General features: G+C 32.8%; 29 protein-coding genes and 1 riboswitch. Of the genes, 8 read left to right on the forward strand and 21 right to left on the reverse strand.

What is annotated here, in order from left to right; genetic code table 11:
- Positions 1 to 95 precede the first annotated feature (95 nt).
- The 6 genes from lipA to LG295_RS10235 form a co-directional block, all read right to left on the reverse strand.
- A complete protein-coding gene (gene lipA / locus LG295_RS10210) occupies positions 96 to 1,037 on the reverse strand; it encodes a lipoyl synthase (RefSeq protein ID WP_017722371.1) in 942 nt (313 codons plus the stop codon).
- 80 nt (positions 1,038 to 1,117) lie between these two features.
- Positions 1,118 to 2,437: a bifunctional UDP-sugar hydrolase/5'-nucleotidase gene (locus tag LG295_RS10215; RefSeq protein ID WP_318833060.1), complete on the reverse strand. Its 1,320-nt coding sequence runs from the start codon at positions 2,435 to 2,437 to the stop codon at positions 1,118 to 1,120.
- Between the two features lie 21 nt (positions 2,438 to 2,458).
- Complete coding sequence (locus LG295_RS10220) at positions 2,459 to 3,283, reverse strand: sulfite exporter TauE/SafE family protein (protein WP_107530142.1); 825 nt, start codon at positions 3,281 to 3,283, stop codon at positions 2,459 to 2,461.
- Positions 3,284 to 3,293: 10 nt separating this feature from the next.
- Positions 3,294 to 4,142, reverse strand: coding sequence for a DUF72 domain-containing protein (locus tag LG295_RS10225; protein ID WP_107530143.1), 849 nt, complete (start codon positions 4,140 to 4,142; stop codon positions 3,294 to 3,296).
- Positions 4,143 to 4,458: 316 nt separating this feature from the next.
- Complete coding sequence (locus LG295_RS10230; RefSeq protein ID WP_318833061.1) at positions 4,459 to 5,526, reverse strand: nitronate monooxygenase family protein; 1,068 nt, start codon at positions 5,524 to 5,526, stop codon at positions 4,459 to 4,461.
- A 55-nt stretch (positions 5,527 to 5,581) separates the two neighbouring features.
- Positions 5,582 to 6,607 carry a hemolysin family protein gene (locus LG295_RS10235; RefSeq protein ID WP_107530145.1) on the reverse strand — a complete coding sequence of 342 codons (1,026 nt, stop codon included), beginning with the start codon at positions 6,605 to 6,607 and terminating at the stop codon, positions 5,582 to 5,584.
- A gap of 196 nt (positions 6,608 to 6,803) precedes the next feature.
- Here LG295_RS10235 and LG295_RS10240 point away from each other — a divergent pair, with 196 nt between their 5' ends.
- The gene (locus LG295_RS10240) at positions 6,804 to 7,070 is read left to right on the forward strand and encodes a zinc ribbon domain-containing protein (RefSeq protein ID WP_107530146.1); all 267 of its coding nucleotides are present in this window, start codon (positions 6,804 to 6,806) and stop codon (positions 7,068 to 7,070) included.
- 127 nt (positions 7,071 to 7,197) lie between these two features.
- Here the strand turns inward: LG295_RS10240 and sufB are convergent, their stop codons facing one another.
- The 5 genes from sufB to sufC all read right to left on the reverse strand — a co-directional run bounded on the left by sufB (position 7,198) and on the right by sufC (position 12,773).
- A complete protein-coding gene (sufB, locus tag LG295_RS10245) occupies positions 7,198 to 8,595 on the reverse strand; it encodes a Fe-S cluster assembly protein SufB (protein ID WP_017722380.1) in 1,398 nt (465 codons plus the stop codon).
- Positions 8,596 to 8,773: 178 nt separating this feature from the next.
- Complete coding sequence (gene sufU, locus LG295_RS10250) at positions 8,774 to 9,223, reverse strand: Fe-S cluster assembly sulfur transfer protein SufU (RefSeq protein WP_107558539.1); 450 nt, start codon at positions 9,221 to 9,223, stop codon at positions 8,774 to 8,776.
- On the reverse strand, positions 9,213 to 10,451 hold the full coding sequence (locus tag LG295_RS10255) for a cysteine desulfurase (RefSeq protein ID WP_404476869.1): 1,239 nt from the start codon (positions 10,449 to 10,451) through the stop codon (positions 9,213 to 9,215). The genes sufU and LG295_RS10255 overlap by 11 nt, the downstream gene beginning before the upstream one ends.
- A 151-nt stretch (positions 10,452 to 10,602) precedes the next feature.
- On the reverse strand, positions 10,603 to 11,910 hold the full coding sequence (gene sufD / locus LG295_RS10260) for a Fe-S cluster assembly protein SufD (protein WP_107530149.1): 1,308 nt from the start codon (positions 11,908 to 11,910) through the stop codon (positions 10,603 to 10,605).
- A 101-nt stretch (positions 11,911 to 12,011) separates the two neighbouring features.
- Positions 12,012 to 12,773 carry a Fe-S cluster assembly ATPase SufC gene (sufC, locus tag LG295_RS10265; RefSeq protein ID WP_107558538.1) on the reverse strand — a complete coding sequence of 254 codons (762 nt, stop codon included), beginning with the start codon at positions 12,771 to 12,773 and terminating at the stop codon, positions 12,012 to 12,014.
- A gap of 364 nt (positions 12,774 to 13,137) precedes the next feature.
- On the opposite strand from sufC, the gene LG295_RS10270 reads away from it, so the two are divergent.
- Positions 13,138 to 13,986: a DUF368 domain-containing protein gene (locus LG295_RS10270; protein ID WP_107558850.1), complete on the forward strand. Its 849-nt coding sequence runs from the start codon at positions 13,138 to 13,140 to the stop codon at positions 13,984 to 13,986.
- A 181-nt stretch (positions 13,987 to 14,167) separates the two neighbouring features.
- Positions 14,168 to 15,196, forward strand: coding sequence for a hemolysin family protein (locus tag LG295_RS10275; RefSeq protein WP_107558851.1), 1,029 nt, complete (start codon positions 14,168 to 14,170; stop codon positions 15,194 to 15,196).
- A 617-nt stretch (positions 15,197 to 15,813) separates the two neighbouring features.
- Here the strand turns inward: LG295_RS10275 and LG295_RS10280 are convergent.
- The 8 genes from LG295_RS10280 to LG295_RS10315 all read right to left on the reverse strand — a co-directional run bounded on the left by LG295_RS10280 (position 15,814) and on the right by LG295_RS10315 (position 21,096).
- Complete coding sequence (locus LG295_RS10280; RefSeq protein ID WP_142397277.1) at positions 15,814 to 15,987, reverse strand: VraH family peptide resistance protein; 174 nt, start codon at positions 15,985 to 15,987, stop codon at positions 15,814 to 15,816.
- A 475-nt stretch (positions 15,988 to 16,462) separates the two neighbouring features.
- Positions 16,463 to 17,278: a MetQ/NlpA family ABC transporter substrate-binding protein gene (locus LG295_RS10285; protein ID WP_318833062.1), complete on the reverse strand. Its 816-nt coding sequence runs from the start codon at positions 17,276 to 17,278 to the stop codon at positions 16,463 to 16,465.
- A gap of 23 nt (positions 17,279 to 17,301) precedes the next feature.
- On the reverse strand, positions 17,302 to 17,997 hold the full coding sequence (locus tag LG295_RS10290; protein ID WP_107531685.1) for a methionine ABC transporter permease: 696 nt from the start codon (positions 17,995 to 17,997) through the stop codon (positions 17,302 to 17,304).
- Positions 17,990 to 19,015 carry a methionine ABC transporter ATP-binding protein gene (locus LG295_RS10295; RefSeq protein WP_107531684.1) on the reverse strand — a complete coding sequence of 342 codons (1,026 nt, stop codon included), beginning with the start codon at positions 19,013 to 19,015 and terminating at the stop codon, positions 17,990 to 17,992. The genes LG295_RS10290 and LG295_RS10295 overlap by 8 nt, the downstream gene beginning before the upstream one ends.
- Positions 19,016 to 19,100: 85 nt before the next feature.
- A riboswitch (SAM riboswitch) is annotated at positions 19,101 to 19,206 on the reverse strand.
- 54 nt (positions 19,207 to 19,260) lie between these two features.
- Positions 19,261 to 19,560: a thioredoxin family protein gene (locus LG295_RS10300; protein ID WP_107531683.1), complete on the reverse strand. Its 300-nt coding sequence runs from the start codon at positions 19,558 to 19,560 to the stop codon at positions 19,261 to 19,263.
- Positions 19,557 to 19,949: a toprim domain-containing protein gene (locus LG295_RS10305; RefSeq protein WP_029377597.1), complete on the reverse strand. Its 393-nt coding sequence runs from the start codon at positions 19,947 to 19,949 to the stop codon at positions 19,557 to 19,559. The genes LG295_RS10300 and LG295_RS10305 overlap by 4 nt, the downstream gene beginning before the upstream one ends.
- A gap of 234 nt (positions 19,950 to 20,183) precedes the next feature.
- Positions 20,184 to 20,564 (reverse strand): glycine cleavage system protein GcvH, encoded by a 381-nt coding sequence (gcvH, locus tag LG295_RS10310; protein WP_017722393.1) that lies wholly within the window; start codon positions 20,562 to 20,564, stop codon positions 20,184 to 20,186.
- 175 nt (positions 20,565 to 20,739) lie between these two features.
- Entirely contained in the window at positions 20,740 to 21,096 is a 357-nt protein-coding gene (locus LG295_RS10315) for an arsenate reductase family protein (protein ID WP_107531682.1), read from the reverse strand.
- 141 nt (positions 21,097 to 21,237) lie between these two features.
- On the opposite strand from LG295_RS10315, the gene LG295_RS10320 reads away from it, so the two are divergent.
- The gene (locus tag LG295_RS10320; RefSeq protein ID WP_029377600.1) at positions 21,238 to 21,558 is read left to right on the forward strand and encodes a thioredoxin family protein; all 321 of its coding nucleotides are present in this window, start codon (positions 21,238 to 21,240) and stop codon (positions 21,556 to 21,558) included.
- A gap of 378 nt (positions 21,559 to 21,936) precedes the next feature.
- Here LG295_RS10320 and LG295_RS10325 read toward each other — a convergent pair whose 3' ends face one another.
- Positions 21,937 to 22,476, reverse strand: a complete 540-nt coding sequence (locus LG295_RS10325; RefSeq protein WP_107558599.1) for a nitroreductase — start codon at positions 22,474 to 22,476, stop codon at positions 21,937 to 21,939.
- Positions 22,477 to 22,542: 66 nt separating this feature from the next.
- Positions 22,543 to 23,262 (reverse strand): type I 3-dehydroquinate dehydratase, encoded by a 720-nt coding sequence (gene aroD / locus LG295_RS10330; protein ID WP_107558600.1) that lies wholly within the window; start codon positions 23,260 to 23,262, stop codon positions 22,543 to 22,545.
- A gap of 152 nt (positions 23,263 to 23,414) precedes the next feature.
- On the opposite strand from aroD, the gene LG295_RS10335 reads away from it, so the two are divergent.
- The 4 genes from LG295_RS10335 (at position 23,415) to LG295_RS10350 (ending at position 26,831) form a co-directional block, all read left to right on the forward strand.
- On the forward strand, positions 23,415 to 23,840 hold the full coding sequence (locus tag LG295_RS10335; RefSeq protein ID WP_107531679.1) for an organic hydroperoxide resistance protein: 426 nt from the start codon (positions 23,415 to 23,417) through the stop codon (positions 23,838 to 23,840).
- Positions 23,841 to 24,332: 492 nt separating this feature from the next.
- Complete coding sequence (locus LG295_RS10340) at positions 24,333 to 24,869, forward strand: GNAT family N-acetyltransferase (RefSeq protein ID WP_107531678.1); 537 nt, start codon at positions 24,333 to 24,335, stop codon at positions 24,867 to 24,869.
- Between the two features lie 238 nt (positions 24,870 to 25,107).
- On the forward strand, positions 25,108 to 25,371 hold the full coding sequence (locus tag LG295_RS10345; RefSeq protein ID WP_107531677.1) for a hypothetical protein: 264 nt from the start codon (positions 25,108 to 25,110) through the stop codon (positions 25,369 to 25,371).
- 164 nt (positions 25,372 to 25,535) lie between these two features.
- Positions 25,536 to 26,831, forward strand: coding sequence for a CitMHS family transporter (locus LG295_RS10350; protein WP_107558601.1), 1,296 nt, complete (start codon positions 25,536 to 25,538; stop codon positions 26,829 to 26,831).
- The last annotated feature ends 85 nt before the right edge of the window (positions 26,832 to 26,916 follow it).

The following is a 26,916-nucleotide window of genomic DNA, read 5'->3' on the forward strand; positions in this document are numbered from 1 at the left end:
TTGTATGTAATTATATTTTACTTCTAAGAAAGACTTAGCTCATTAGTATTGCGCATCAACACAACTGTAACAAATGAACTAAGTCTTTAATTAACTTATTTATTTAAATGCTTACCGATTTCTGTACCAAGTTGTTCTTCACCAATACGGTGTTTTTCTTTAGCCGCTTCATTTACTTGCTCGTCGGCATGATATGAACTTCTTACTAGTGGTCCTGCTTGGCAATGTTTAAATCCTTTATCCATTGCTACTTTTCTTAATTTACCAAATTCTAATGGTGTATAATATTTTTCAACTTTTAAATGTTTACGTGAAGGTTGCAAATATTGACCAATCGTTAAAATATCAACATCATTAGCACGTAGGTCGTCCATTGTTTCATAGATTTCCTCGTGTGTTTCACCTAATCCAACCATAAGACTTGATTTTGTTGGGATATCAGGTTGTAACTCTTTAGAACGTCTTAAGAACTCTAATGTACGGTCATAAGTTGCTCTAGCACGAACTCTCGGTGTCAAACGGCGGACTGTTTCGATGTTATGGTTTAAAATGTCTGGTTTTGACGCCATTAAAGTTTCTAAAGCATCATAGTCTCCGCCCATATCTGAAGGTAAGATTTCTATTGATGTAAAAGGATTACGCTCACGTACTTTACGTACAGTTTCAGCGTATACATTTGATCCTGCATCTCTTAAGTCATCACGAGCCACAGCTGTAATAACAACGTGTTTTAAATTCATTAATTCTACAGATTCAGCCACTCGTTCTGGCTCATCTAAGTCTAATTCATTTGGAAGTCCTGTCTTAACTGCACAGAAACGACATGCACGTGTACATACTGCACCTAAAATCATAAACGTAGCAGTACGACGTTCTCCCCAACATTCATGTATATTTGGACACTTTGCTTCTTCGCAAACTGTATGTAAATTCTTTTCGCGCATCATTTTCTTAAGACCAGTGTAGTTTTCGTTAGTATTTAGCTTTATTTTCAACCAATCTGGTTTACGTAAAATCTCTTCATTTTTAGTAGCCATAACCGCACAATCCTCCTGATTTGAAATCTCTAATCATTATAACGAAAATTCAGGTAAATTAAAACGTATAAAGTCATATTTTAATATTCCAATAATTTTTCTTTAAAAATATCTCTTAAAAACTCTGGCATCAAGTAATCTATAGACTGATCTTTTAAAGTAGGAAAATAGCGTCCAAACGTATACATATCTATCGTTCCTAATATATATGTCTCGTCATCATCGATTAATTCACCATTTATAAAGTAACGTGATTCAGACTCAATAAATCCTAAATTATATAAAATATAGCCGCCAAAAATATTACCTCTAAAACCTAGACCTTGTGCGTGTTCATTAAGGTATTCTTGTTTTTGACTTTTGATTATTATATTTTTCAACTCTCGCCCACTTAATCTAATACGGACTGCATTAATAGGGTGAGGTAACATCTGATGTATATCGTACTCCGTTAAACGTTCTGCTTCTATGCCATTTACGATGAGTCCTGCATTAATAATTGTACAGTCTGCATTCGTAAATTCAAAAATACTTTCTGCTAAAATATGCGCCGTTTGAGTAATGGTATCTGTTCTTCTAGGTAAGTAAATTGGTCGATCAATCACTGAATCATTTAACAACATTTTCCCTTCTTCATCAAAATGAGTCTTAACTTCTGGTAATTTGTCTAGTGGATGAAGTATTGCTTGTTTTTTAACTATGCTATTATTTTCAATTTCTAAAGTGACTTCCCCTAAAAAATGCCCATATTTTCCTGCTGCAGCCATTAATACACCATTGTTAATCTCACCATTTTCAAAATAGTGGTGTGTATGACTACCTAAAATCAAATCAATTTCTGGAATTTCTTGGCATAATTTTTCGTCAAAGAATACACCAACATGGCTCATAATCACAAGTAAATCATAGGCACCTTCATTAGCATTTATTTCATCTTTAATTGCTTCTAAAGGATTTGTGACAATCCAATCTAAAGCTCGATAAAAAGGAGTGAATGGAGCGGTAGCCGCAATAAATAGTATGCGTACCCCGTCTATAACTTTTATGAATGATGATGACATATTACGGGGTAAACGCCCCTGTTCATCAAAGACATTCGCACAAGTAACATCGAATGTTGCATTGTCATATAAAGTATTTAACGCATCATGAGAAATTGTCATACCTTCATTATTACCAATCGTAGCGATATCACAGTGTGCTTCATTTAATAATTCCACATTTTTTATACCCATAGTTGCTTCAGTGACAGGCGCCGAAAGGTCAACATGGTCGCCAATATCTAAATATAGCGAATGATGGCTTAGCTGTGGTCTCTTTTGAGTCAAATACTCAGTAATTCGTGCATATTCGTGTAAGTGACTATGTATGTCATTTGTGTGATAAATTGTTAACTTCATCTATAGTTCCCCTCCTTCGTTTTATAAAAATGATTTAATTATTAAATATATACCCATAATTAACATTAATGTACGCAATAATATTACAACGGTCTCTGATTTTACCGAGTGATTAATTTTCACGCCAACCTTTGCACCAAAATAACTTGCAAACACTAGGACAATTGCATATAACCAGGCCACATGTCCTTGTGCAATATGACCTACTGAACTCATAACACTAGAAAAGAAGATCATCATCATGCTTGTACCGACAGCCACATGTGGTGGGAATCTGAATACAATTAACATCAGTGGTGTCATTAATGCACCGCCACCTATACCTAGTAATCCGGTTAATATACCAATAAATAATGTTGCTATGAAGGAAATTAAAGGTGGCACATGATAAAAATATTGCTTACCATAACCATCAATATAACTCCTTTCGTACTTTGCTTTAGCAAATATTTTTAATGGTTTTATTTTCTTTCGTATTACAAGCAAACTTGCTACTAATATTAAAAACAAACCAAAATACAAGTTAAAAGATGTTAATGTTAAGTAACGACTTATTACAGAACCAATGAGCGCCCCTGGTAGCAAACCAAATAAAAATATCGAGCCATTTTTTACATCAACTTGTTTAGTTTTCAAATAACCCAATGTCGAAGATAATCCAGTTACTATTAATATAACTGATGAGGTTCCTATAGCGATTTGAGGCGTTATACCTTCAAGTAAATCATGATCAACACCTAAATAAACCAGTGTAGGTACAATGATTATACCTCCACCAATACCAACTAATGATCCTAAAATTGCTGATAAACCACCAATTAAAATCAATAATATTACAGTTAACATCCAATCGCTCCTAAAATAATTTTAATTGTTGTGGCGCTAACCCCTGATAATCTATGCCCAATAAGCGTTGATAGGTTTTAGCATTTTGGGCTGCATGTCCACCAGAATTATTATTAAAAACGACGTAAATATCTTTTGCTTTATGTTCTAGTACTTTTACTTTATCAATTAATGCTTTTAATTCTTGTTCACTATAATCATATAAATACCTTACTTCTCTCCAAGCATCATCCGTCATATCTTTTTTAGTCCATCCATGTACATTTCTTCCATGGTACCGTACAAATGCGGTTTCATTTGTAATACGGTTAACCATGGGTATAGAACCTTGACCAACTTGAGGTTCATCACAAACGGCATGTATGATATCTTGTTGTGTTAAGAACGACAACGTTTCTTCTTTAAAAGACTCGTTAAACCAAGATTGATGTCTAAATTCTACACATACAGGAAAAGCTTCCAATTGTGCTCGAATATAACGAATATACGTTATATTTTGAACAGTACAATCAAACCAAGGAGGAAATTGTACCAACACCATCGCAAGCTTATTTTCATCTTTTAATGGTTGAAGCATCATTTTGAATTGATCTACTAAAGTTTGTCTTGTCTCAGCAAAGTCATGGTAGTCTGCATGTAAAGTTAATGCTTGATGTATTTTCACTATAAATTTAAATCTTTCAGGTGTTTCTTTTATCCATTTTCTAATATTTCTCTCAGGTTGAATTGCATAATACGTTGCGTCCAATTCTACGATTGGGAAATGACTTGCATATGTAGCTAATTTATCCGTCTTACGCTGCAAGTCTTCATACAATGAATCATGATCCCCCCAACCTGTTAACCCTATATTTATCATAGTATCACCAAGTTAATGATACCATATATGTTTTAATGGATTCACTTGATTAAATTCAATTTACTATAACTTAAAAAAGTAAATCTTGATACTTTATGATTTATCGAATGTATTTAAAAAAACTGATAATGACATAATTATTTTAGTCAGTGTTAATTTTCAATAATAAAAAGAGAAGTAGTATTGAAATCAAAAGTTTAAAATTGATTTCAATACTACTCCTCATTACTTAAAAACACTATTTTCAAAATTTTTTAGCTATGCTATAGCTTAATAAGCAATTTACATATTGCGTTTGTCATATATTTATAGTTATTCACTGGTTCAATAGATGGTTTGCTTGTTGTACAATACGTTCCATCAATGCTGATGCCGACGAACATTGCGCCAATCTAGGACTTTGTCCACTCCACAAATGTGTCCACTGCGCATTACCTTCTCTAGCCGCTTCTTTACGAATTGAGCTAGTCAATTGATTTTGTATAGGGTAATCTGGGATATCTTCATTATATTCACCCATCGTATGGATAAACTCATTATCTATGCCTCTCGCAGGTTTACCAGTAAAGACATTTGTAACTACAGTATCTGTTTCTTTACTATGTTGGATTGCATTTTTATAAAGTTGGCTGGCGCCACTTTCCTCGGATGTTAAAAATGCTGTACCCATTTGTATGCCTTCAGCGCCTAAAATCATACTAGCGACCATACCTCTGCCATCCATAATACCACCTGCTGCAACGACAGGTATACTCACCTGGTCGACAATTTGAGGTATGAGTGACATCGTACCTATGAGAGGGGTGAGATTGCTGGATGTTTCTGTAAAAGCTCCCCTATGGCCACCTGCCTCACTGCCCTGGGCGATGATAATATCCATACCTGCACTTTCATTAGCAATCGCTTCCTCCACACTTGTAGCCGTTCCCATGACTTTAATATTTCTTTCTTTTAATCTGGTAAGTATTGATTGTTCAGGAATACCAAATGTAAACGAAACTACAGGCACGCCTTTTTCAATCACGATATCAATCGTATCTTCAAACTGCTGTTTCTCACTTATATTAACAATAGGTTCATCTAAATTTAATGCTCTGCGATATGGTTTTAACCAAGCATTCATGTGCTCTACTTTTTCAGGAATAAATAACTTCTCACTAGGCACAAACAAGTTCACTGAATAAGGTAAATCAGTTAATTGTTGTACATAAGTGATTTCTTTTTCCAGTCGGTCTGCGCTAAAATAGCCTGCGCCAATTGTTCCTAAACCACCACTATTACTCACTGTCGCGACTAATTCAGGCGTGGTCGATCCTGCCATGCCAGCTTGTATAATTGGATATTTAATATTTAATAATTTAGTAACTCTAGACGATAATTCCATTTAATCTGCCCCTTTGCCTTTTTAACAAAATAACATCATTAAATCATGATTAAAATCACATATTATTTTTATTGTACGCCTTCATTTGTTCCTCTAGTTTTTCATTTTCTTCTTCATCCATCTCATCTTCTATTTCCATACCTAACATTTCTTCAATTAGGTCTTCGTGAGAAACAATAGCTTCCGTACCACCATACTCATCTAATACAATGGCTAAATGTTTACGTGAAACTGTCATTTTCCTCAACACCCATTCAGCACGATTATGCTCATTCACAAATAAAGGTTCGGATGTATATTTTAAAATATTATTCTCAGGTTGACGGCTCCATGCTAATAAATATTTAGAATGAAAAATACCTATAACTTGATCGATATCTTTACCATATACAGGATAACGTGTATACGGATTAGAAACTACAGTATCATAAGCTTCTTCATACGATATATCTGAAGGAAATGCAGTAACATTTATGCGTGGCGTTGTATCAATGTCTGTAATCTTTAATTGCTCAAAATCCATAACCCCTTGAATACGATTACGCTCCATTTCATTAAATGCGCCTTCGCTACCTGCAATGGTAACCATCTGTCTAATCTCTTCTTTTGAATAACGTTGTTGTTCTTCCTGTCCTTTAGATAAAAAACGGTTAATTGCATCAGTGATACCATTAAGAATTTTAGTGATTGGTTTAAATATTAAGACGAAAAACGATATAGGTGTATACACTAAACGTGAAATTCTATCTGGATATGTAGCTGCAATTGACTTAGGAATAACTTCTGAAATAACAATGATGACTACTGTTGTTACTGCCGTTGCAATACCAACATTTAAACCCATGTCTACTGCTAATATTGTAACTAACGTAGGTAAAATAATATTCGCGATATTATTTCCAATGAGTATCGCCGTGATAAATTCACTTGGTTTTGCTAATAATTTTGATAATTTCCCCGCTTTTTTATTTCCCTCTTGAGCATCTGTTTGTATTTTCATCCTGTTTGCAGCAGTTAATGCGGTTTCACTTCCCGAAAAGAAAAATGAAGCAAACAAAAGTATGATTATACCAATAACCATAAATTCATGACTCCTTTAATAAGCTTTATTAATAAATTCACTTTCATATTATTTCCCATTTTAATAACTTTATAAACGCATTGTTCTTGTAATATAACATATCGTTTCCCAGTAAAAAGAACTCACATTTGATAGCTAATTGTTACAAGTAAATATGTTATGATAAGGAAAATAATTCAGGATAGGAGTTGTTCATATGGCTAAGGTAACGCAGTGCCAAAGTTGTGGGATGCCTATAGATAAAAAAACGCCTGCAGGAACAGAAAGTGATGATACAGCATCAGAAAAATACTGTCATCATTGTTATCAAAATGGTTCATTTACTTTGGATCTTGGATTTGATGATATGTACGAGTATAATCTAAAAAGATTTCAAGAATCAGACATGAATAAAATACAAAAATTCTTTTTAAACAAAATGTATACTAAAAAATTTATGGCCAAGTTAGATCGTTGGAAATAACACACATTACTAATATGAAAAAACACGAAATGATACGCAATTTTAACAACATTTAAAGATAAATGCTATCAATTTAGTATCACTTCGTGCTTTTAAAATTATCCAACGGCGATTTCAATGGTTAAATTTAACCGATTGAACCTTCCATTTCAAATTTAATTAATCGGTTCATCTCTACCGCATATTCCATTGGTAATTCTTTTGTAAATGGTTCAATGAAGCCCATTACAATCATTTCAGTCGCTTCTTCTTCAGAAATACCACGACTCATCAAGTAGAATAATTGTTCTTCAGATACTTTTGAAACTTTCGCTTCGTGTTCTAAAGAAATATTATCATTAAATACTTCGTTGTATGGAATTGTATCTGAAGTAGATTCATTATCTAAGATTAAAGTATCACATTCGATGTTTGAACGTGCGCCCTTAGCTTTACGTCCAAAGTGAACGATACCACGATAAACAACTTTACCGCCATCTTTAGAAATTGATTTAGAAACAATTGTTGAAGAAGTATTTGGCGCTTTATGAATCATCTTAGCACCAGCATCTTGTACTTGTCCTTTACCTGCAAATGCAATAGATAAAGTACTTCCTTTGGCACCTTCGCCCATCAATACACAGTTAGGGTATTTCATCGTTAATTTAGAACCTAAGTTACCGTCAACCCATTCCATATTACCATTCTCATGAACTAACGTACGTTTTGTAACTAAGTTATAAACGTTATTTGCCCAGTTTTGTATTGTTGTGTAACGAACATGTGCATCTTTATGAACGATGATTTCAACTACTGCTGAGTGAAGAGAGCTTGTTGAGTAAACAGGAGCTGTACAACCTTCAACATAGTTAACAGATGCGCCTTCATCAGCGATGATTAATGTACGTTCAAATTGTCCCATATTTTCAGAGTTAATACGGAAATATGCTTGTAATGGTGTATCTAATTTAATGTTTTTAGGTACATAAATGAATGAACCGCCAGACCAAACAGCTGAGTTTAATGCTGAGAACTTGTTGTCAGCAGCAGGCACAACTGTTGAGAAATATTGTCTGAATAACTCTTCATTTTCTCTTAATGCACTATCTGTATCTTTAAAGATAATTCCTTTGTCTTCAAGTTCTTTTTCCATATTATGGTAAACAACTTCAGATTCATATTGTGCAGAAACACCAGCAAGGTATTTTTGTTCTGCTTCAGGAATACCTAACTTATCAAACGTACGTTTGATTTCTTCAGGTACTTCATCCCATGAACGTTCTGTATTTTCAGATGGTTTAACATAGTAAGTGATATCATCAAAGTCCAATTCAGATAAATCTCCACCCCATTGTGGCATCGGCATTTTGTAGAATTGTTTTAATGATTTCAATCTATAGTTAAGCATCCATTCTGGTTCATCTTTCATGCTTGAGATTTCACGGACAATATTTTCCGTCAAACCACGTTCTGATCTAAAAATGGAAACATCTTCATCATGGAAACCATATTGATAATCCCCAACATCAGGTGCTTTTTTAGCCATTTAAATCACTCCTTTTATATATTAAAAACGACTTACGTGCAAAATCATTTGTGTATTACTTTTTATATGCTGTTAAATAGGCAATGTATTAAACCTTTAACTACATTAGATATCATGTTGTAATCCCTAGTTTGAATGGAATTTTACACATTGTCAATGCATCAACTTCAGTTTAATCTTACTCTTCCGTATTGCCTTCTTTTTCAACTGTACCCTTTTCGAGTGCTTTCCATGCTAATGTGGCACATTTAATACGCGCAGGGAATTGAGCGACGCCTTGTAGAGCTTCAATATCGCCCATATCTTCGCTTATTTTATAATCTTCACCAAGCATCATTTTGGAAAATTCTTGACTCATTTTCATAGCATCTGCTAATGAATGACCTTTTACCGCTTCAGTCATCATTGAAGCGCTAGACATGGAAATGGAACAGCCTTCCCCATCAAATTTAGCATCTTTTATGAAACCATCTTCAATATCAAACGTAAGATGAATGCGGTCCCCACACGTTGGATTGTTCATGTCGACGGTCATTGAACCATTATCTAAAGCGCCTTTATTTCTTGGGCTTTTGTAATGGTCCATAATCACTGAACGATACAATTGATTTAAATTATTAAAATTCATATGAGAAAAACTCCTTCGTCTGTTTCAACGCTTCGACGAGTTGGTCAATATCTTCTTGCGTGTTATAAATATAAAAACTTGCGCGTGCTGTAGAAGATTGATTCAACCACTTCATAAGTGGTTGTGCACAGTGATGTCCGGCTCTTACGGCCACACCTTCAGTATCTACCGCAGTTGCTACATCATGCGCATGAACATCAGTCATATTGAATGTAATAACACCAGCGCGTCTTTCTTTCGCAGGTCCATAAATTTCAATACCTTCTATCTCTGACATCTTGTCGTAAGCGTACTGTGTTAATGCTGTTTCATGTTGTTGAATCTCTTCGAAACCTAAGTTTTCAATATATCTTACCGCTTCAGCTAAGCCAATTGCTTGAGCTATTAATGGTGTACCAGCTTCAAATTTAGTAGGTAAGTCAGCCCATGAAGCTTCATATTTACCTACAAAATCAATCATATCTCCACCAAATTCAATTGGTTCCATTTTATTAAGTAACTCGCGTTTACCATATAAAACACCAATACCTGTTGGACCAAGCATTTTATGACCACTAAAGCTGTAAAAATCAACATCTAATTCTTGCATATCCAATGCCATGTGAGGCGCTGCTTGTGCACCATCCACGCTAATGATTGCGCCATGTTCATGTGCAACTTCTGTTATAGCTTTTATATCATTAATTGTGCCAAGTACGTTGGATACATGTGCTATAGCTACAATTTTTGTATTATCATTAATTGTAGCTTTTACATCTTCAATCGCTAACTCCCCATCTTCAGTCATTGGGATAAATTTTAATGATGCATTTTTACGCTTAGCTAATTGTTGCCATGGCACGATATTAGCATGATGTTCCATTTCAGTGACTACAATTTCATCACCTTCTGCAATGTTAGCATCACCATAACTGTGAGCGACAATATTTATTGATGCTGTTGTACCTCTAGTGAAAATGACTTCTTCAAAGTATTTTGCATTAATAAAACGTCTCACTGTCTCACGAGCACTTTCATAACCATCTGTCGCTAATGACCCTAATGTGTGTACACCACGATGTACATTTGAATTATAACGTTTATAATAATCGGCCATTGCATCAATAACTTGCACGGGTGTCTGACTAGTAGCGGTTGTATCTAAATAAGCCAAGCGTTTGCCATTAACTTGTTGATTGAGAATTGGAAAATCTTTTATAATTTCAGTAACATTTAAAGTATCAGTCAAATTACTCACAGGCCTTCCTTTATTAAAAATCAATATGCAGACCTTAGCAAAGGTTCAGTCACAATTGATAGATCGTTATACTATCTTTGTCGCTACGGTCAAAATTGGACTTCCCGCTTTAATTACTATTGTCTTAACTTCAATTTTAAGTCTATTTATTTACTTTTAATTCAATTACTTCACGTAATTGACGTTTAACATCTTCAATTGGTAGTTCACGAACTACTGGATCTAAGAAACCATGAATAACTAGTCGCTCTGCTTCTTGACGAGAAATACCACGACTCATTAAGTAGTATAATTGCTCTGGGTCTACGCGACCAACTGAAGCTGCGTGTCCTGCTTCTACATCATCTTCATCAATTAATAAAATTGGGTTAGCATCCCCACGAGCATTTTCAGATAACATCAATACACGAGATTCTTGGTTAGCATTTGATTTAGCGCCACCATGTTTGATGTAACCAATACCATTAAATACTGTTGAGGCACTTTCAAGCATTACACCATGTTTTAAAATATAGCCATTTGTTTCTTTACCATATTGCACAATTTTTGATGTCAAATTAACTTTTTGGCTACCTGTACCAACAACAACAGATTTTAATTCACTTTCTGAACGGTCACCAATTAAGTTAGTTGTATTATCGATAATCTGGCTACCTTCATTCATAAGTCCAAGTGCCCAATTAATTGTAGCATCTGCTTGAGTAACACCACGACGAATAATATGACCAGTAAAGCCTTTATCTAAATAATCTACAGAACCATAAGTGATTTTTGAATTTGCTCCTGCACTTACTTCTGAAATGATATTCAATTGGTTGCCTTCGCCACTAGCATTTGATAGATAGTTTTCAACATATGTCACTTCTGCACTTTCCTCTGTGCTAATAATGACATGATTGTAGAAACTTGCTTGTTCATCGTCATGTAAGACAACATATTGAATTGGGTGTTCTACAACTACATTTTTAGGTACATATACAAATACGCCACCGTTTAGTAATGCTGTGTGTAATGCTGTTAATCTGTGTTCATCAACAGTAACAGTTTCATTCATGAAATATTGTTTTACTAAATCTGGATGATTAACTAATGCCTCAGATAAACCTTCAACTATAACGCCATCATTTTTTGCAGAATCAGAAACTTTAGTAAAGGCCAATGTATTATTATGTTGAATAATCAAATTCTCAGAATTATCTATATCGATAATATCTTTTACTGCTTCTGGTAATGCTTCTAACGTATGATATACGCTACCTGTTGTTTCGTGTTGCTTAAATGAGTCAAAATCCCATCTGTTAATTTTTGTTTTATCTGGTTTTGGCATTTCTAAAGTTTCAGTTAATTTTAACGCTTCTTTACGTAATTCTGTTAGCCAAGTAGGTTCATTATGGGCTTGTGAATATTCAACTAGTTGCGCTTCAGAAATGTTCAAAGTTTCAGTCGTCATACTTTTTTCCTCCCATTTGATGATTGTATGATTTAATTCATCGGTATAAATCAAGACCTTAAATCTTCATCTAAATTAATATGTTTAATATGAGTTGAGACTTATTCTGTAGCACCATACTCTTCTTTAACCCATTCGTAACCTTCTTCTTCAAGACGCTTAGCTAATTCTGGACCACCAGAAGTAACTACTTTACCGCCATACATAACGTGAACATGATCAGGCGTAATGTAATTTAATAGACGTTGATAGTGCGTGATAATTAATGAGCCAAATTCGTCTCCACGCATTTGGTTGATCCCTTTAGAAACAACTTTTAATGCATCAATATCTAAACCTGAGTCAATTTCATCTAAAATAGCGAATTTTGGTTCTAACATCATTAATTGAAGAATTTCATTACGTTTCTTCTCACCGCCAGAGAAACCTTCATTTAAGTAACGTTGTGCCATATCTTGATCGATATCTAAGTAATCCATTTCTTTATCAAGTTTTTTGATAAATTGCATTAAATTAATTTCTTCACCTTCTTCACGTTTAGCATTTATTGCTGAACGCATGAAGTCTGCATTTGTTACACCAGTAATTTCTGATGGATATTGCATTGCTAAGAAAAGACCAGCTTTTGCACGGTCGTCAACTTCTAATTCTAAGATATTAACGCCGTCTAAGATTACTTCCCCTTTTGTTACTTCAAAGCTTGGGTGACCCATGATTGCTGATGATAATGTTGATTTACCAGTACCATTTGGTCCCATAACTGCGTGTATTTCACCTGTGTTAATTGTTAAGTTAACACCCTTTAGAATCTCTTTATCTTCTATAGACACATGTAGGTCTTTAATTTCTAATGTTGATGGCATACATATTCCCTCCGTATTATATGATATGTTTTTCCTATCTAGTTTATAATAATTTTAATCTGCAGTCAAAAGACTGAGCACTTGTTACATCATCTAATTATAACGTAGTTATATATGAATATAAACCTTTTCTAGTGCTAAATTAAAATCGTTATTAAAACACAATAATTTTCGATAATATTACTATGATTTCTGTAAATGATAAAAGCATCCTTAACGTTCTCAATACATTAAACGCTCTTTTTCATATTAATTCACATTATAAATATGGTATCTACATCATTTAGTTTCTTTGTGTTTATAATATTGTATTTCACTTTTTTATGCTAATATCATTACTACATTATTAAAAAAGGAGAAAGATATGTCAAAAATTAAATGGTCTAATTTATGGAAAGGTTTTGCAATGGGTACGACTGATTTAGTCCCCGGAGTAAGCGGCGGAACAATTGCATTGTTGCTAGGTATCTATGATGATTTCATACGTTCCATTAGTGGGATTTTTTCAAAACGATTTTGGGAAAGTCTGAAGTTCTTAATTCCTATTGGTCTGGGTATGGTTATCGCAATTGGAGTATTAAGTAAACTCATTAATTATTTACTCAGTACACACACAGTACCAACAATGTTCTTTTTTGTTGGGCTTATCGGGGGAATTATTCCTTACCTATTGAAAACGTCTAAATTCAAGCAAACGTTTAGTATACAGCATTATATATTATTGTTATTAGGTATCGTTATTATTGTAGTTATTACATTACTCAATAACGGAGATAAGCACGCTGGTGAAACTTTATCATTAAATTCTGGTTTAATAATCAAATATTTTATAGCAGGTATGTGTGCTTCTAGTGCCATGTTATTACCTGGCATTTCAGGTTCATTCATGTTACTCGTCTTTGGCGTTTATGGCACAGTAATGTTTGCTATTTCAGAATTCATGTCTTTAAACTTTGCGGCAATACCTGTTTTATTAACTGTAGGTGTGGGTGTTATTTGCGGATTTTTATTCTCAAGTAAATTAATTCAGTATCTACTATCCTATTATACCTTTCTCACATACGCTCTTATTATAGGTTTTGTAGTTGGCTCACTTTACGCCGTGTTCCCAGGGCTACCTGGTACATTTATAACTTGGATAATTTCAATCATCACACTTATATTAGGATTTGTTATTAGTTATAAACTAGGAAAAATTACAGCAGATGACTAATGATTTTTAATTTGTATCATATTTGACTACAAATTAAACTCATAGTCATTCAATTTATCGTTCAACACGTTATTTCACATAAAGTGATTCTTTACACTAGCTATGAACTCGTACTTTTTATATAATAGAATACCAATCAGAAATGATTGAATAACAACATATCGGAGGAATTAATTAATTTTTGGGAACCTTTATTAGTTTAATTATATTTATTTTATTATTGGTGTTAACCGCATTCTTTGTGGCGACAGAATTCGCAATCGTTAAAGTTCGAACATCTAGGATTAACTCACTTGCGAATGGAGACAATAAAAAAGCAGTTGCCGCACAAAAAGTAGTATCTCATTTAGATGAATATTTAGCTGCTTGTCAACTTGGTATTACCATTACAGCCTTAGGTATTGGTATGGTCGGTGAATCTACCTTTGAGTTTTTATTACACCCTATTTTTAGTAGTTTAGGCCTTTCCGAAACAATGATTCATATATTCACATTAATTAGTGCGTTTGTAATTGCAACTTATTTACACGTAGTTGTCGGTGAAATGGCACCTAAAACAATTGCAATTCAAAAAGCCGAACAAATCACATTGCTAATCGCTAAGCCAATTATCATGTTTTACAAATTATTTTATCCATTTATTTACATTCTTAACGGCTCAGCAAGATTAATTTTAAAAATGTTTGGCATGCAACCTGCTAAAGAAAGTGAATTATATCATTCAGAAGAAGAATTAAAACTATTAATTAAAGAAAGTCATGAAGGTGGAGAAATTTCAGAGAATGAGTTAACACATATTAATCGTGCTTTCGCGTTTGATGAAATGAAAATTGCAGACGGATACTTGCCACTTGAAAAAGTCTCAGTTGTTGATATCAATAGTAATATTGACGAAACTAAAGCCTATGTAAGTAATGCAAACTACACAAGATTTCCTGTAATTAAAGACAACACTACACAAATTGTAGGTTATATACATGCAAAAGATCTATTAAGTAATGATATAAACTCGCTTAAGGATATTACTCATAGGATTCTTAAGATCAAATTAAATTCAAAATATCATCAAGTCTTAGAGCAAATGAAATCACACCAAATTCATATCGCTCTAGTGGAAGACGAACATCAAAACCCGCTTGGTATTATCACAATGGAAAATATCTTAGAAAATATTGTCGGTGATATTAAAGACGAATATGATCAATCTTAATAATCAAATAAGTACAAAAGATTCCGAGACATTAATTATGTCTCGGTTTTTTATGTATTTAACTATCTATAGTTGTTGTTAAAATTTCAGGAAGAAATACTAAAATTACTGCTAAATATCTTTGTGCACATTATATTTATATAGCAAAATGATTATTGTAAAAAATTGATCTCCGTAACTCTAGCTCATGGGAAGTTTTATTCAATTTTTATCAAATGAAGTATCACAAATAAAACCCGACACAAAACTTATATACGTTTTCATCTATGACTGCAATGAAAATGCATATAACATAATTGTCGGGTTTAATAATGATAAATATCAATAGCGAAAATGATATTTCATTCATATAATATATCCATAAATAGAGATTTAAGAAGATTCATGCCTCTAATTATTTTAAGCTCTCCCATTACAGTTAAAATTAACAATTTGAAACTAATAACATTAAATATTCAAAGTAACAGTAGTACCTTGAACATCTAACTTAGCAAATATATTAATTGAAACTTAATTATATTTTACACCTTAGAATTGTTCAATTCAAACTTAACTAATAGGAAATACTTTATTACATTTTCCGTTACTATTAAATCTAAATACTCATTAATTTCAACCTATTTTTTGTAATTTTTATCAAACCAAAGTAAATAGACGATAGCACCAACTGGCACCCCAACCAATGGCGTTGTAACCATACTTACAACAAACATACAGGCTATAATCGTCAATACATCATTAGTACGCCACTTTTTATTTAATAAGTAATCCCACATTTCTTTTAGACTCATTTCAATCCACTCCTTAATATTTAAAAGTAATTTATTAATAAGATGCGTTTTAATAAAACCACTAATTTAAATTTTAATTCAAGATATTTGTAGTTACCATTTAAAATTCAATGAACTGATTCATTCATATTTTAATTTAGATAACTGTGCTAATTGTAAAATTAAACTATTAAAAAATATCTATAATCTGGAAATAGCTCAAGTATCAAAACGGCATCTATTCAATATTGTTGATAATCCAATGATAACACGTAATAAAGTAGATAAAACTAAAATTGTTGTCTTTTTTAAATAGTTTAATTAATTAGGGATATAACTTAAACACCTCTACTAAATACTCAAAATCTCAAAAAAGCACTAACTACTCATCCTAATGAATAGTTAGTGCTTTTTTATTTTTACAGGTTCTTTGACAAAGTTCATACAAAAATCCCCTTTAGCCATTACGCTAAAGAGGATAATAAATATTTCGCTATTATTTAGCTGGTACTACGGCACCATCATATTTTTTATTGATTTCATCTTTAATTTCTTTAGATTGTAATACTTCCATCAATGCTTTGATTTTTTTATCATCTTTATGTCCTTCTTTAACAGCAATTAAATTGGCATAAGGATTGTCTTTAGCTTTCTCTAATACAATAGAATCATCTTTAGGACTTAATTTTTGATCGATTGCAAAATTAGAGTTGATAATGACAGCATCCGCATCTTCATTTTGATAAATTTTCGGTAAGTATTCTGCAGATTGTTTATTATTAAATTTGATATCTTTTTTGTTTTCTACGATATCATCAAATTTAGCATCTTCAATCTTCACGCCATCTTTTATTTTAATTAATCCTGCATCTTGGAAGAATTTTAAGAAACGGCCTTCTTCAGCTGGATTATTAGAAACATAAACTGTGGCACCTTTTGGTAAATCTTTTAGACTCTTATACTTTTTAGAATAAACAGCCATTGGTTCTAAATGAACATTACCTGCTGATTCTACTTTATATCCTTTATCTTTTTTCTCAGTTTTTAAATAAGGTGTATGTTGGAAAAAGTTTGCGTCTAATTCACCTTTATCTAATAATTTATTCGGTGTTGTATAATCGTTGATTGTTTTAATTTTTAAATCATAGCCTTTATCTTTTAATAATGGCTTGGCTTTTTCTAAAATTTCAGCGTGAGGGGCTGGAGAAGCACCTACTGTAATTTTTTTATCTTCACTACCTCCACTATTCCCACAAGCTGCTAAAACAAGCGCTAATATAATTACAGAAGCTAAACTAAATAATTTTTTCATATAAAAAGTCCCCCTTTTTAAGATTATCTCTTATCAATTTTATTAGTAGCCCAATCACCAATAAATTGAATGATGAACACTATAATAAGGATTAAAATTGTTGAAACAAAAATAACGTCATTTTGATTTCTAGTGAAACCTGTTAAATAAGCTAGGTTACCTAAACCACCGGCACCAATAACACCGGCCACTGCAGTAGAACCTACTAAAGCAATCGCTGTAACAGTAATACCTGAAATTAACGCTGGCATCGCTTCAGGTAAAAGTACTTTTTTGACTACAGTCCAAGTAGTAGCACCCATTGACCAAGCCGCTTCAATAACACCTTTATCAATCTCTTTAAATGCAATTTCTACAAGTCTGGCATAGAATGGAGCCGCACTAATAATTAAAGCTGGTAATGCTCCAGTTGGACCACTAATCGTGCCTAATACTAAACTTGTAAATGGAATTAATAATAAGATTAAAATAATAAATGGTATCGCTCTAAACAAGTTAACTATAAATGAAACAACCGTATAGAAAACCCTCGCTATAGGTGATTTACTTTTTGCTGATAAAAAGAGCAATACACCTAATATTAAGCCTAATATAAAGGCAAAAATTGTCGAAATAACTGTCATATAAATTGTTTCGTATGTCGCTAACCAAACTTCGTCCCAGCTGACGTTTGGCATTGTAAACATCTCGCGGAGGATGTCACTCAATGAATTACCCATGTCTTAACACCTCCACTGACACATGTTGTGCTTCTAAATCACTTTTGAACTTTTCGAATTTTTCTGAATTTACATCGCTCAATTGAATCACTAAGAATCCAAGCGAACCATCTTTTGTATGTTTAATATTAGCTTCTAATATGTTCACATCGATATTATGCGTTTTTGTTATGTACGACACGAGAGGTTCCGTGGCATTATTCCCTGTGAAATTCAAACGTACAACATAATCATCTTTATTAAGTGAGACTAAGTCACTAATAGATTCATCAAAATCATCATTTAAATCATCTTTAACAAAACGTTTTGTAACTGCATGTTGTGGATTTTCAAAGACTGTGGAAACTTGACCTTGTTCAATCACACGACCGTTTTCCATAACAGCCACTTCATCACATATGCGTCTAATAACATGCATTTCATGCGTAATAATCACGATTGTTAAATTTCTTTCTTCTTTAATTTTCAATAATAATTCTAAAATTTCATCTGTTGTTTGAGGATCCAATGCACTTGTCGCTTCATCACAAAGCAATACAGTTGGTTCGTTTGCTAACGCTCGCGCAATGCCGACACGTTGTTTTTGACCGCCTGATAGCTCTGAAGGATATGCACTTTCTCTACCTTTCAGCCCAACAAGTTCTACTAATTCTTTTGCCCGTTGTTTTGCTTCACGGCGAGGCACGCCCGCTATTTCCAATGGAAATGTAATATTATTTAATACAGTACGAGACCATAGTAAATTAAAATGTTGAAATATCATGCTCACTTTTTGACGCTTTTTTCTTAACTGTGATTTTGATAGCTTACCAATTGTATCTCCATCGATAATGACGTCTCCTGAAGTCGGTTGTTCGAGGTTATTTAGAAGTCTAATTAAAGTACTTTTCCCCGCACCTGAAAAACCAACTACTCCAAAAATCGAGCCTGATTGAATACTTAAATCAACATGATCTACAGCCAGTACGTCCTGTTTTTTCGTTTTGTACTTTTTGACTATTTGATTTAACTCAATCATTCTGTTTCCTCCTTGTGTTGCTAATCCTTCAATTAAAAAATGCTTCCTCTATGTTCACCGAAGTATAGAGAAAGCAAAATCGCTTCTCTCATCTTCTAAAGTTTTAAAACTTTATGTGAATTGGCACCATTTCTATTAAAGACGGTTGCCGGGCTTCATAGGGCACATCCCTCCACCTCTCGTGATAAGAGTTTCATTATTTAATTATTTTTAATCCTACCATTGTACTAATATTTCGTCAATAACTATTTCAAATTTTCTAACAAATAAGGCACCGATTGAAATGCATAAATTCTTTTTTGCTCTTCACCTTTTGACATTACTAATAAAACTGGTACAGATTGAATTTCATATGATTGGCTAAAATCAGGATGAAAATTTAAGTCCATTTTTATTGTAGGTAATTGCAAAATATCATTAGCAATATCTAGCATTCGTTCAGAAACCTTACATGTTCCACATGTTGGTGTGTAGCCAAAGATAAGATACTTATCTTCGTTTATATATTTATTGACGTCAACACGTTGTTCACTTGTTACATTCATGTTAATAAACTTACCCTCTCAGCTATATAATCCAATCTTGCTTTCGCCACCTTTTCCTCATCCTTTACTATAAAGCCATGTTTTTCTAGTACTCTAGATAAATATGGTTTAGGACAACGAGCAACTTCACAATATTGTTTATCTACTCTTATATGTCTACTTTCACTTAAATAGCGTTTGAACCATTTTCGTATTCTTTCACCTTCATCATCCGAATCCACAAGAATATACACTTGTTTGTCATATAAAGTATCGATCATTTCATCTAATTTATCTACACCCATTGTACCATTCGTGCAGATAATTTCTATAGGTTGATCAATCACTTGTTTGACACGCTTCTTGTCTGACTTTCCTTCGACAACAATTACTTGGTTCAGTATCGTCATGACATCCACCCTCTAAATGTTGATAGTAAATCTTTTCTACTTAGTTCTTCACAATCCTTGGTGACAATAAACATAATTTACATAGTTTAAATATTTCTTATTATTACAAACATAATTTATCATTTTTCAAAGTTGAGGTGAACTCGTTAGACTTATAAAATTACTAACGCTCCAATAGTCCTCAATGATATGAAAAAACTCCAAGACAGTTATATCATGGAGTTCAGTGTTATATTATTCGCCAATCATTTCTGAATATTGCTCAGCTGTTAATAATTCATCTAATTGACTTTCGTCACTTAGTTCAACTTTAACCATCCAAGCTTTTTCGTATGGTGATTCATTTACGAATTCTGGGCTATCTTCTAACTCATCGTTAGATTCAACTACTTTACCTGATACAGGTGCATATAGTTCTGAAACTGTTTTTACGGATTCAACACTACCAAAAGTGTCGCCTTCATTAATTTCGTCATCAACTTCTGGTAATTCAACGAATACGATATCGCCAAGTTCACCTTGAGCATATTCAGTGATACCAATTGTTACTGTATTACCTTCAACTTTTACCCATTCATGTTCTTTAGAATATTTTAATTCACTCGGTACTGCCACAAGAATCCCCTCCTAAATGATTTTACATATTAATGATGCCATATGCATACCATACAATCAACTATTTCTTAGTATATTAATATTATTATAATGTTTTCACAACAATAGATGAAGCGTTTACAAACACAACTTATCATTTTAACTTACAGAGATTGCTCTATTTCCATGAGAGGAATTAAGATAACCATGTTGCTTTATATTGATCTTCTTTAAAACCAACTGTAACTTTGTCCCCAGAAATAGCTAATGGTCTTTTGACCAACATACCATTTGTTGATAATAAATCTAACTTTTCATCATCAGTAAGGTCACTCATTTTGTCTTTAAGACCTAATTCACGATATTTAGCGCCGTGCGTATTAAAGAGTTTATTTATATCGATATCTGTCATCTCTAAAATTTCTTTAAACTCGTTTTTAGTGGGCGTATGCTGCACTATATCGATTGGTTCAAAGCTCACACCGTAGTCTTGTAAAAATTTCGCCGCTTTTTTACAAGTAGTACAATTAGGATATTGGTAAAATTTTATCATTATTCTGTACCTCCTATAACTAGTTAACATTAATATATCAAATTTATTGCCAAAACGCTCTAATAAATAAGCTAATTTTTTTTATAACTTTAAATTTTTCGTTATAATAAGCTTAATTATATTTTTAAAAAGGAGAAAATTATGAAACCTATTAATACAAATGATGCATTTAAAGAAACTGTACAGAGTGATAACCCTGTTATTGTAAAATTCGAAGCTGGCTGGTGTCCTGACTGTAAAGCAATGGATATGTGGATTGACCCTATCCAAGAAAAATACAATGATTACGACTGGTTTACAGTTAATCGTGACGAACTTGAGGACGTTGCAGCCGACAACGATGTGATGGGTATACCAAGCTTACTAGTATTTAAAAACGGAGAAAAATTAGCTCACTTACACTCAGCTAATGCGAAATCACCAGAGCAAGTAGAAGCATTTTTAGCTGAAACATTTAAATAATCGATTAATAAATGAGATATTTCATCTCATTTTGATGGGCTGGGACAAATGAATTGTTCCAGCCCTAATCATTGTAGTGTAGCATTTTTAAAGCACCTCTGCTTTATAGAGCCACTTCTTTATAGAGCCACTTCTCAATTTATTGAGTTAGTGGTTCTTATGCCTGAGCTTTAGCTCAGACAATCAGTTTTAAGTTAGGGAGATTTATGTATGAACATCAACTTTAACTCAGATAAAGTCCTCCAATTAGCCGTAATCATATTTCCAAGAGATACCAACGTAACTTTTTAATATTTATGTACATCATTATAAAAATTAAGAATGGGCATTCGAAGTCAAATTTTACTTTTGATTTCGAACGCCCATTCTAAAATCACTTTAAAACTTTTCTATCACTTGATCCGTATGACGCTTTCTATGTGGCATTTCATCCTGTAAATCTGTGAGATACAAGAAACCTACAAGTTGTTCATCATCTTTCACATTAAATATTGATCTTATTTCAGGGGTGAATATATATGCCGGTGATTTCCAACATGTACCAATACCCGCTTCATGTAATAATAGCATTAAGTTTTGAGCAAAAGCCCCAAATGCCATATGATTCTCTAAATCTTCTCGTTGTCTTGGATCTCTTTTTAGAATTAAGACAAGCATGCCACCAAGATTTGTAACAGTATCATAATGATTTTCTTGTTTTTTATCTAAGTTAGGGAATGCAACCTCTGAGAGTTGTTTACTCATAGGACCTAAGCGATCTTTAGCAATATGAACCACTCTCCACGGCTCTCTCATGCCATGATTAGGAGCATCTGTCGCTTGCTGTATCGCTTGATATAGAGCGTTATCATCTATAGTCATATCTCTTTTAAAAACTTTAATACTTCTACGATGTGCAATTGCATCTTGTAGTTCCATTGATTATCGCCCTTTCGTTAGTGATAATTATTTTCAATTATAAATCAGGCGACCACTATTTTCAAACTACTCGTATAATTTAATTTGTTGTTTTAATTTTTCAACATGAATTTGACCGGGTGCTTTTGGATCGTCTAAGCAGCCATACGAAACCGAGCCTCCAAACAATCCCTGAGCAGTTCTTGAAATTAATCCAAGCTTAGACATCGCTATACCAACAACTTGTTGCGAAACTGTGTCTGCAGTCTCAGACATTGCATTTAATAGATTTAGAACATCTTGTTTATCATGAGGCATAACTGCTACTTTTAAATAATCTGGTTCAAGTTGATGCATTTTATAATATAAACGTTTTAATACTTCCAATTTAGGTGTTTTCTTAAAGTTATGTTGCGATAATACAACTTCTAGATTTTCACGATGAGCTGATTCTATCAATGTTTGATATTTTTCTATAGGCGTCCCTTCTTCATATTCAATATCTATCATATCAACATAATCTAATAGGATTATTGTCTCTAGCACATTCAAGTATTTATCATTTGCTAATTGACCTTCTCCTCCTTGACTCTTTGTTCGATAGGTTACTAACAATTTTTTATTTAAGTTTAGATTGTATATATCTTCAGCAATTTTTGCTACAGATGCTTCATCAAAATCTGACCACTGATCTATTCTTAGTTCTATAATATCTATGGCGTCTTGATATTGTTTTAAATCCTCAATTGTATGTTGTGCGAGTTCGCGTTTAGGTGCAATTGTAACAGCTATATCAACTTTGGCCATGTTTAAACTTCCTTTTATTAGTAATATTTAAATTATTGTATAACAATTTCTAAAAATAATACAATTAAAAAACATATAAATTACTCTGTGAAATGATTTAAAACATTTTTCTTGGGTAAACATGAATTAGAAGTTTTTAAGGAGGTCATAAAATGGCAGTAAATTATGAAACGAAAGCAACAAATACAGGCGGACGTAATGGTCACGTTCAAACTGACGATAAAGCAATTGATGTAGCAGTTGTACCACCAGCTCAAGCTGATGCTGAAAAAGGTACAAACCCTGAGCAATTGTTTGCAGCAGGTTATGCTTCATGTTTTAATGGCGCATTTGATTTAATCTTAAAACAAAACAAAGTGAGAGGCGCTGAGCCAGAAGTTACTTTAACAGTACGTTTAGAAGATGACCCAGAAGCTGAAAGTCCTAAATTAAGTGTCTCAATTGATGCAAAAGTCAAAAATGTATTATCTCAAGAAGAAGCTGAGAAATATTTACAAGATGCACACGAATTTTGTCCATACTCAAAAGCTACACGCGGCAACATCGATGTTGACTTAAATGTAGCAGTTGTTGACTAATATACTCCCCCCGAAAAATTCTTAATTGAAACTTTTCGGGGGGATTTTTTTGTCTTTTAATTCCTGGTGTGCAATCTAGATGTTTTAATACTTAATGAATGTTTAATTAATTGTTCCCTTCATCTTTACTGTGAAATAAGATGTAAGCAACCAACACTGCAAAAGAAATCAGGATTAGCACTACCAGTGAAACTATAATAGTTATTAAAGCTCCCACAATTTATGCCTCCATTCACATTTATGCGTCTTGCTATATTATACCATAATTATCATATCTCTATTATTTACTTAAAATATATATTAAGATGTATTTTAAAGTTTATAAAAAGTTATTCTTTTACATACTGAATTGAAAATGTCCACATATTTTTGCAAAAAATTAAAGATGGTATTGCTCAAATAAATTATTTCCTTTAATATTATAATTAAATTGGTAAACGAGAACTATTCATCCATTATAAAAAATACTTTGCAGAGGTTAGGAGGCATTGAATGACGCAAATTCGCTATTTAACAACTGAAGATTTTTCTATTTATAAATCCTTGTTACTGCAAGGCATTAATAAAGAACTCGAAGTATTAGCGTGGAAATTACAAAACGAGAAATGCTTAAATGATACAGATTTACACAAGTTACTATCCACAGACTCAACAGATTGTATCGTTCTTGGCGCTTTTGAACAGGATATACTTATTGGCGCTGTTACACTAATTCATCATCAAACCTATAGCTTGTCTCATAAAGCAACCTTAGAAAATATGTGCATTAAAAATGTAGATCAAAATTCTAAAGAACAAATTTCAAAAATGCTTATGCGCCAGATATTTGAAATTTGTAACGAAAAAGAAATTGAAATATTGATGACTTCACTTATTTCAAATAACATTAGTGGTAAAGTCTTTTTTAGTAACTTAAATTTTGAAACACTTGTGCTAGAACAGCATGCTAGAAAATATGATGATTATTATGTAGATGAACACTGGCTTATTTATCGTTTCGACGGTAATGACAGTGACTTATTTGTTTAATAGCAGTAATCACTAAATTGTTGACATAGGGTAACTAAATTTCTCTATGTCATATTTAATTTTAAATGCAAGGTGATAAATTGTGTTTTATTTCAAAGTTCATAATTAATATGAAACTGATTCACTTATCTTAAAAATGACTTGCAATTATATTGCTAAACAAATATTATTTTTGTTAAGTGCTATTTTATTAATAAATATTCTATTCATCTTATTATTTAAGAGAGGGCTGAACATTTTGAAATATGCTACAACATTATTATCACTGTTCTTGTCATTAATTACACTTGCTACCCCACTATTAGTAGTTAATAAAGTTTTAGAGGGTAACTTGCCAATATTAGCAGGTGGACTATTTATCTTAGGCGTTATATTAATTAATATATATGCAGCAATACGTGGCGACCGTATTGCAAATTTATTTGCATTATGTGTCTCCATCTTTTCATTCATTTTATTAAGCTATCCATTATGGAAACCTTTTGTAATTGGTTTTTTATAATACTAATAAATATCCCTAATTTATTTATAAAAGCTTTATGATTACTTTGTTTGTAATCATAAAGCTTTTTATAGTTTGCTAATGTAATAAATATAAATTTACACATTTTTAATTTTACAAATTTTCTGAAAAAGATATAATATAAAAAATAAGGGGGGAACGCTATGAATTTAGCGCTATTAGGTTTTATCATGATTATTATCTTTATGATATTAATCATGACACGCAAGATGTCTGCATTAACAGCTTTAATTGTTTTACCAACTATTTTCGCTTTGCTTGGCGGCTTCTATGCTGGGCTAGGCAAATTTATGCTCGAAGGAATAGAAACAGTTGCACCGACTGGGATTATGCTTACATTCGCTATTCTCTACTTCGGCGTCATGATAGATGCAGGTTTATTTGAGCCTGTAATCAACCAAATCATTAAAGTGGTCAAAGGGGATCCAGTTAAAATTGCATTTGGTACTGTAATCTTAGCTTCAATGGTAGCATTAGATGGAGATGGCACAACTACATTTATCATCACAGTTACTGCAATGATGCCACTTTATAAGAAAATTGGTATGAGCTTGTATACATTATCAACACTCGCATTATTGTCCATTGGCGTTATGAATATGTTACCTTGGGGCGGACCGACAGCACGAGCTATTTCCTCATTGCAAGTAACAACTGAAGAGGTATTTATTCCTATTATACCTGCAATGGTAGCAGGTATTGTTTTTGCTTTCGTTGTTGCATTCATACTAGGAAAGCGTGCCAAAAAACATATTACTTCTTATACCGATATAGATTTAAATGACATTAAACCAGAAATTTCAACTGAAGACTCATTGTTAAAAAGACCAAAGATGCTTATACCAAACGCAATCCTTACCATTTCACTTATTGTCTGTTTGGTAATTGGTATATTACCCATACCAGTAATGTTCATGCTTTGGTTTGGAGTAGCGATTTTATTAAATTATCCAAATCTTAGTATTCAAAATTCAGTGGTAAAAAAACATGCAGGAGACGTCCTATCAGTTATCAGTTTAGTATTTGCCTCGGGTATTTTTACAGGCGTAATGAACGGTACTAAAATGGTTAACGAAATGGCAAATACCTTAGTTAACATTATTCCTGATGCTATGGGTGATCACTTTGCATTAATAACCGCCATATTAAGTGGGCCATTTACATACTTCATGGCAAACGATCCATTTTATTACGGTGTACTACCTATTCTTGCTGAGTCTGCACAACAATTTGGCATTTCAAAAGTTGATATGGCAAGAGCGTCCGTATTAGGCCAACCATTACATGTGCTCAGTCCTTTATATGCTGCTGGTTATTTACTAGTCGGCATGCTTGATATAGAATACGGACAAAATCAAAGAATTGTTATAAAATGGGCAGTAGGATCTAGTTTATTTATGATACTTGTGGCGTGTATTTTAGGAATTATACCGTGGTAACAATATATTAAATTTTTAAAATAAATTATAACATGAGGGCTATGTTACCTATCTAAAAAAGATAGATGACATAGCCCCATTTTTG

Origin of the sequence: Staphylococcus pseudoxylosus (assembly GCF_044794325.1) — a bacterium.
GTDB lineage: Bacteria > Bacillota > Bacilli > Staphylococcales > Staphylococcaceae > Staphylococcus > Staphylococcus pseudoxylosus.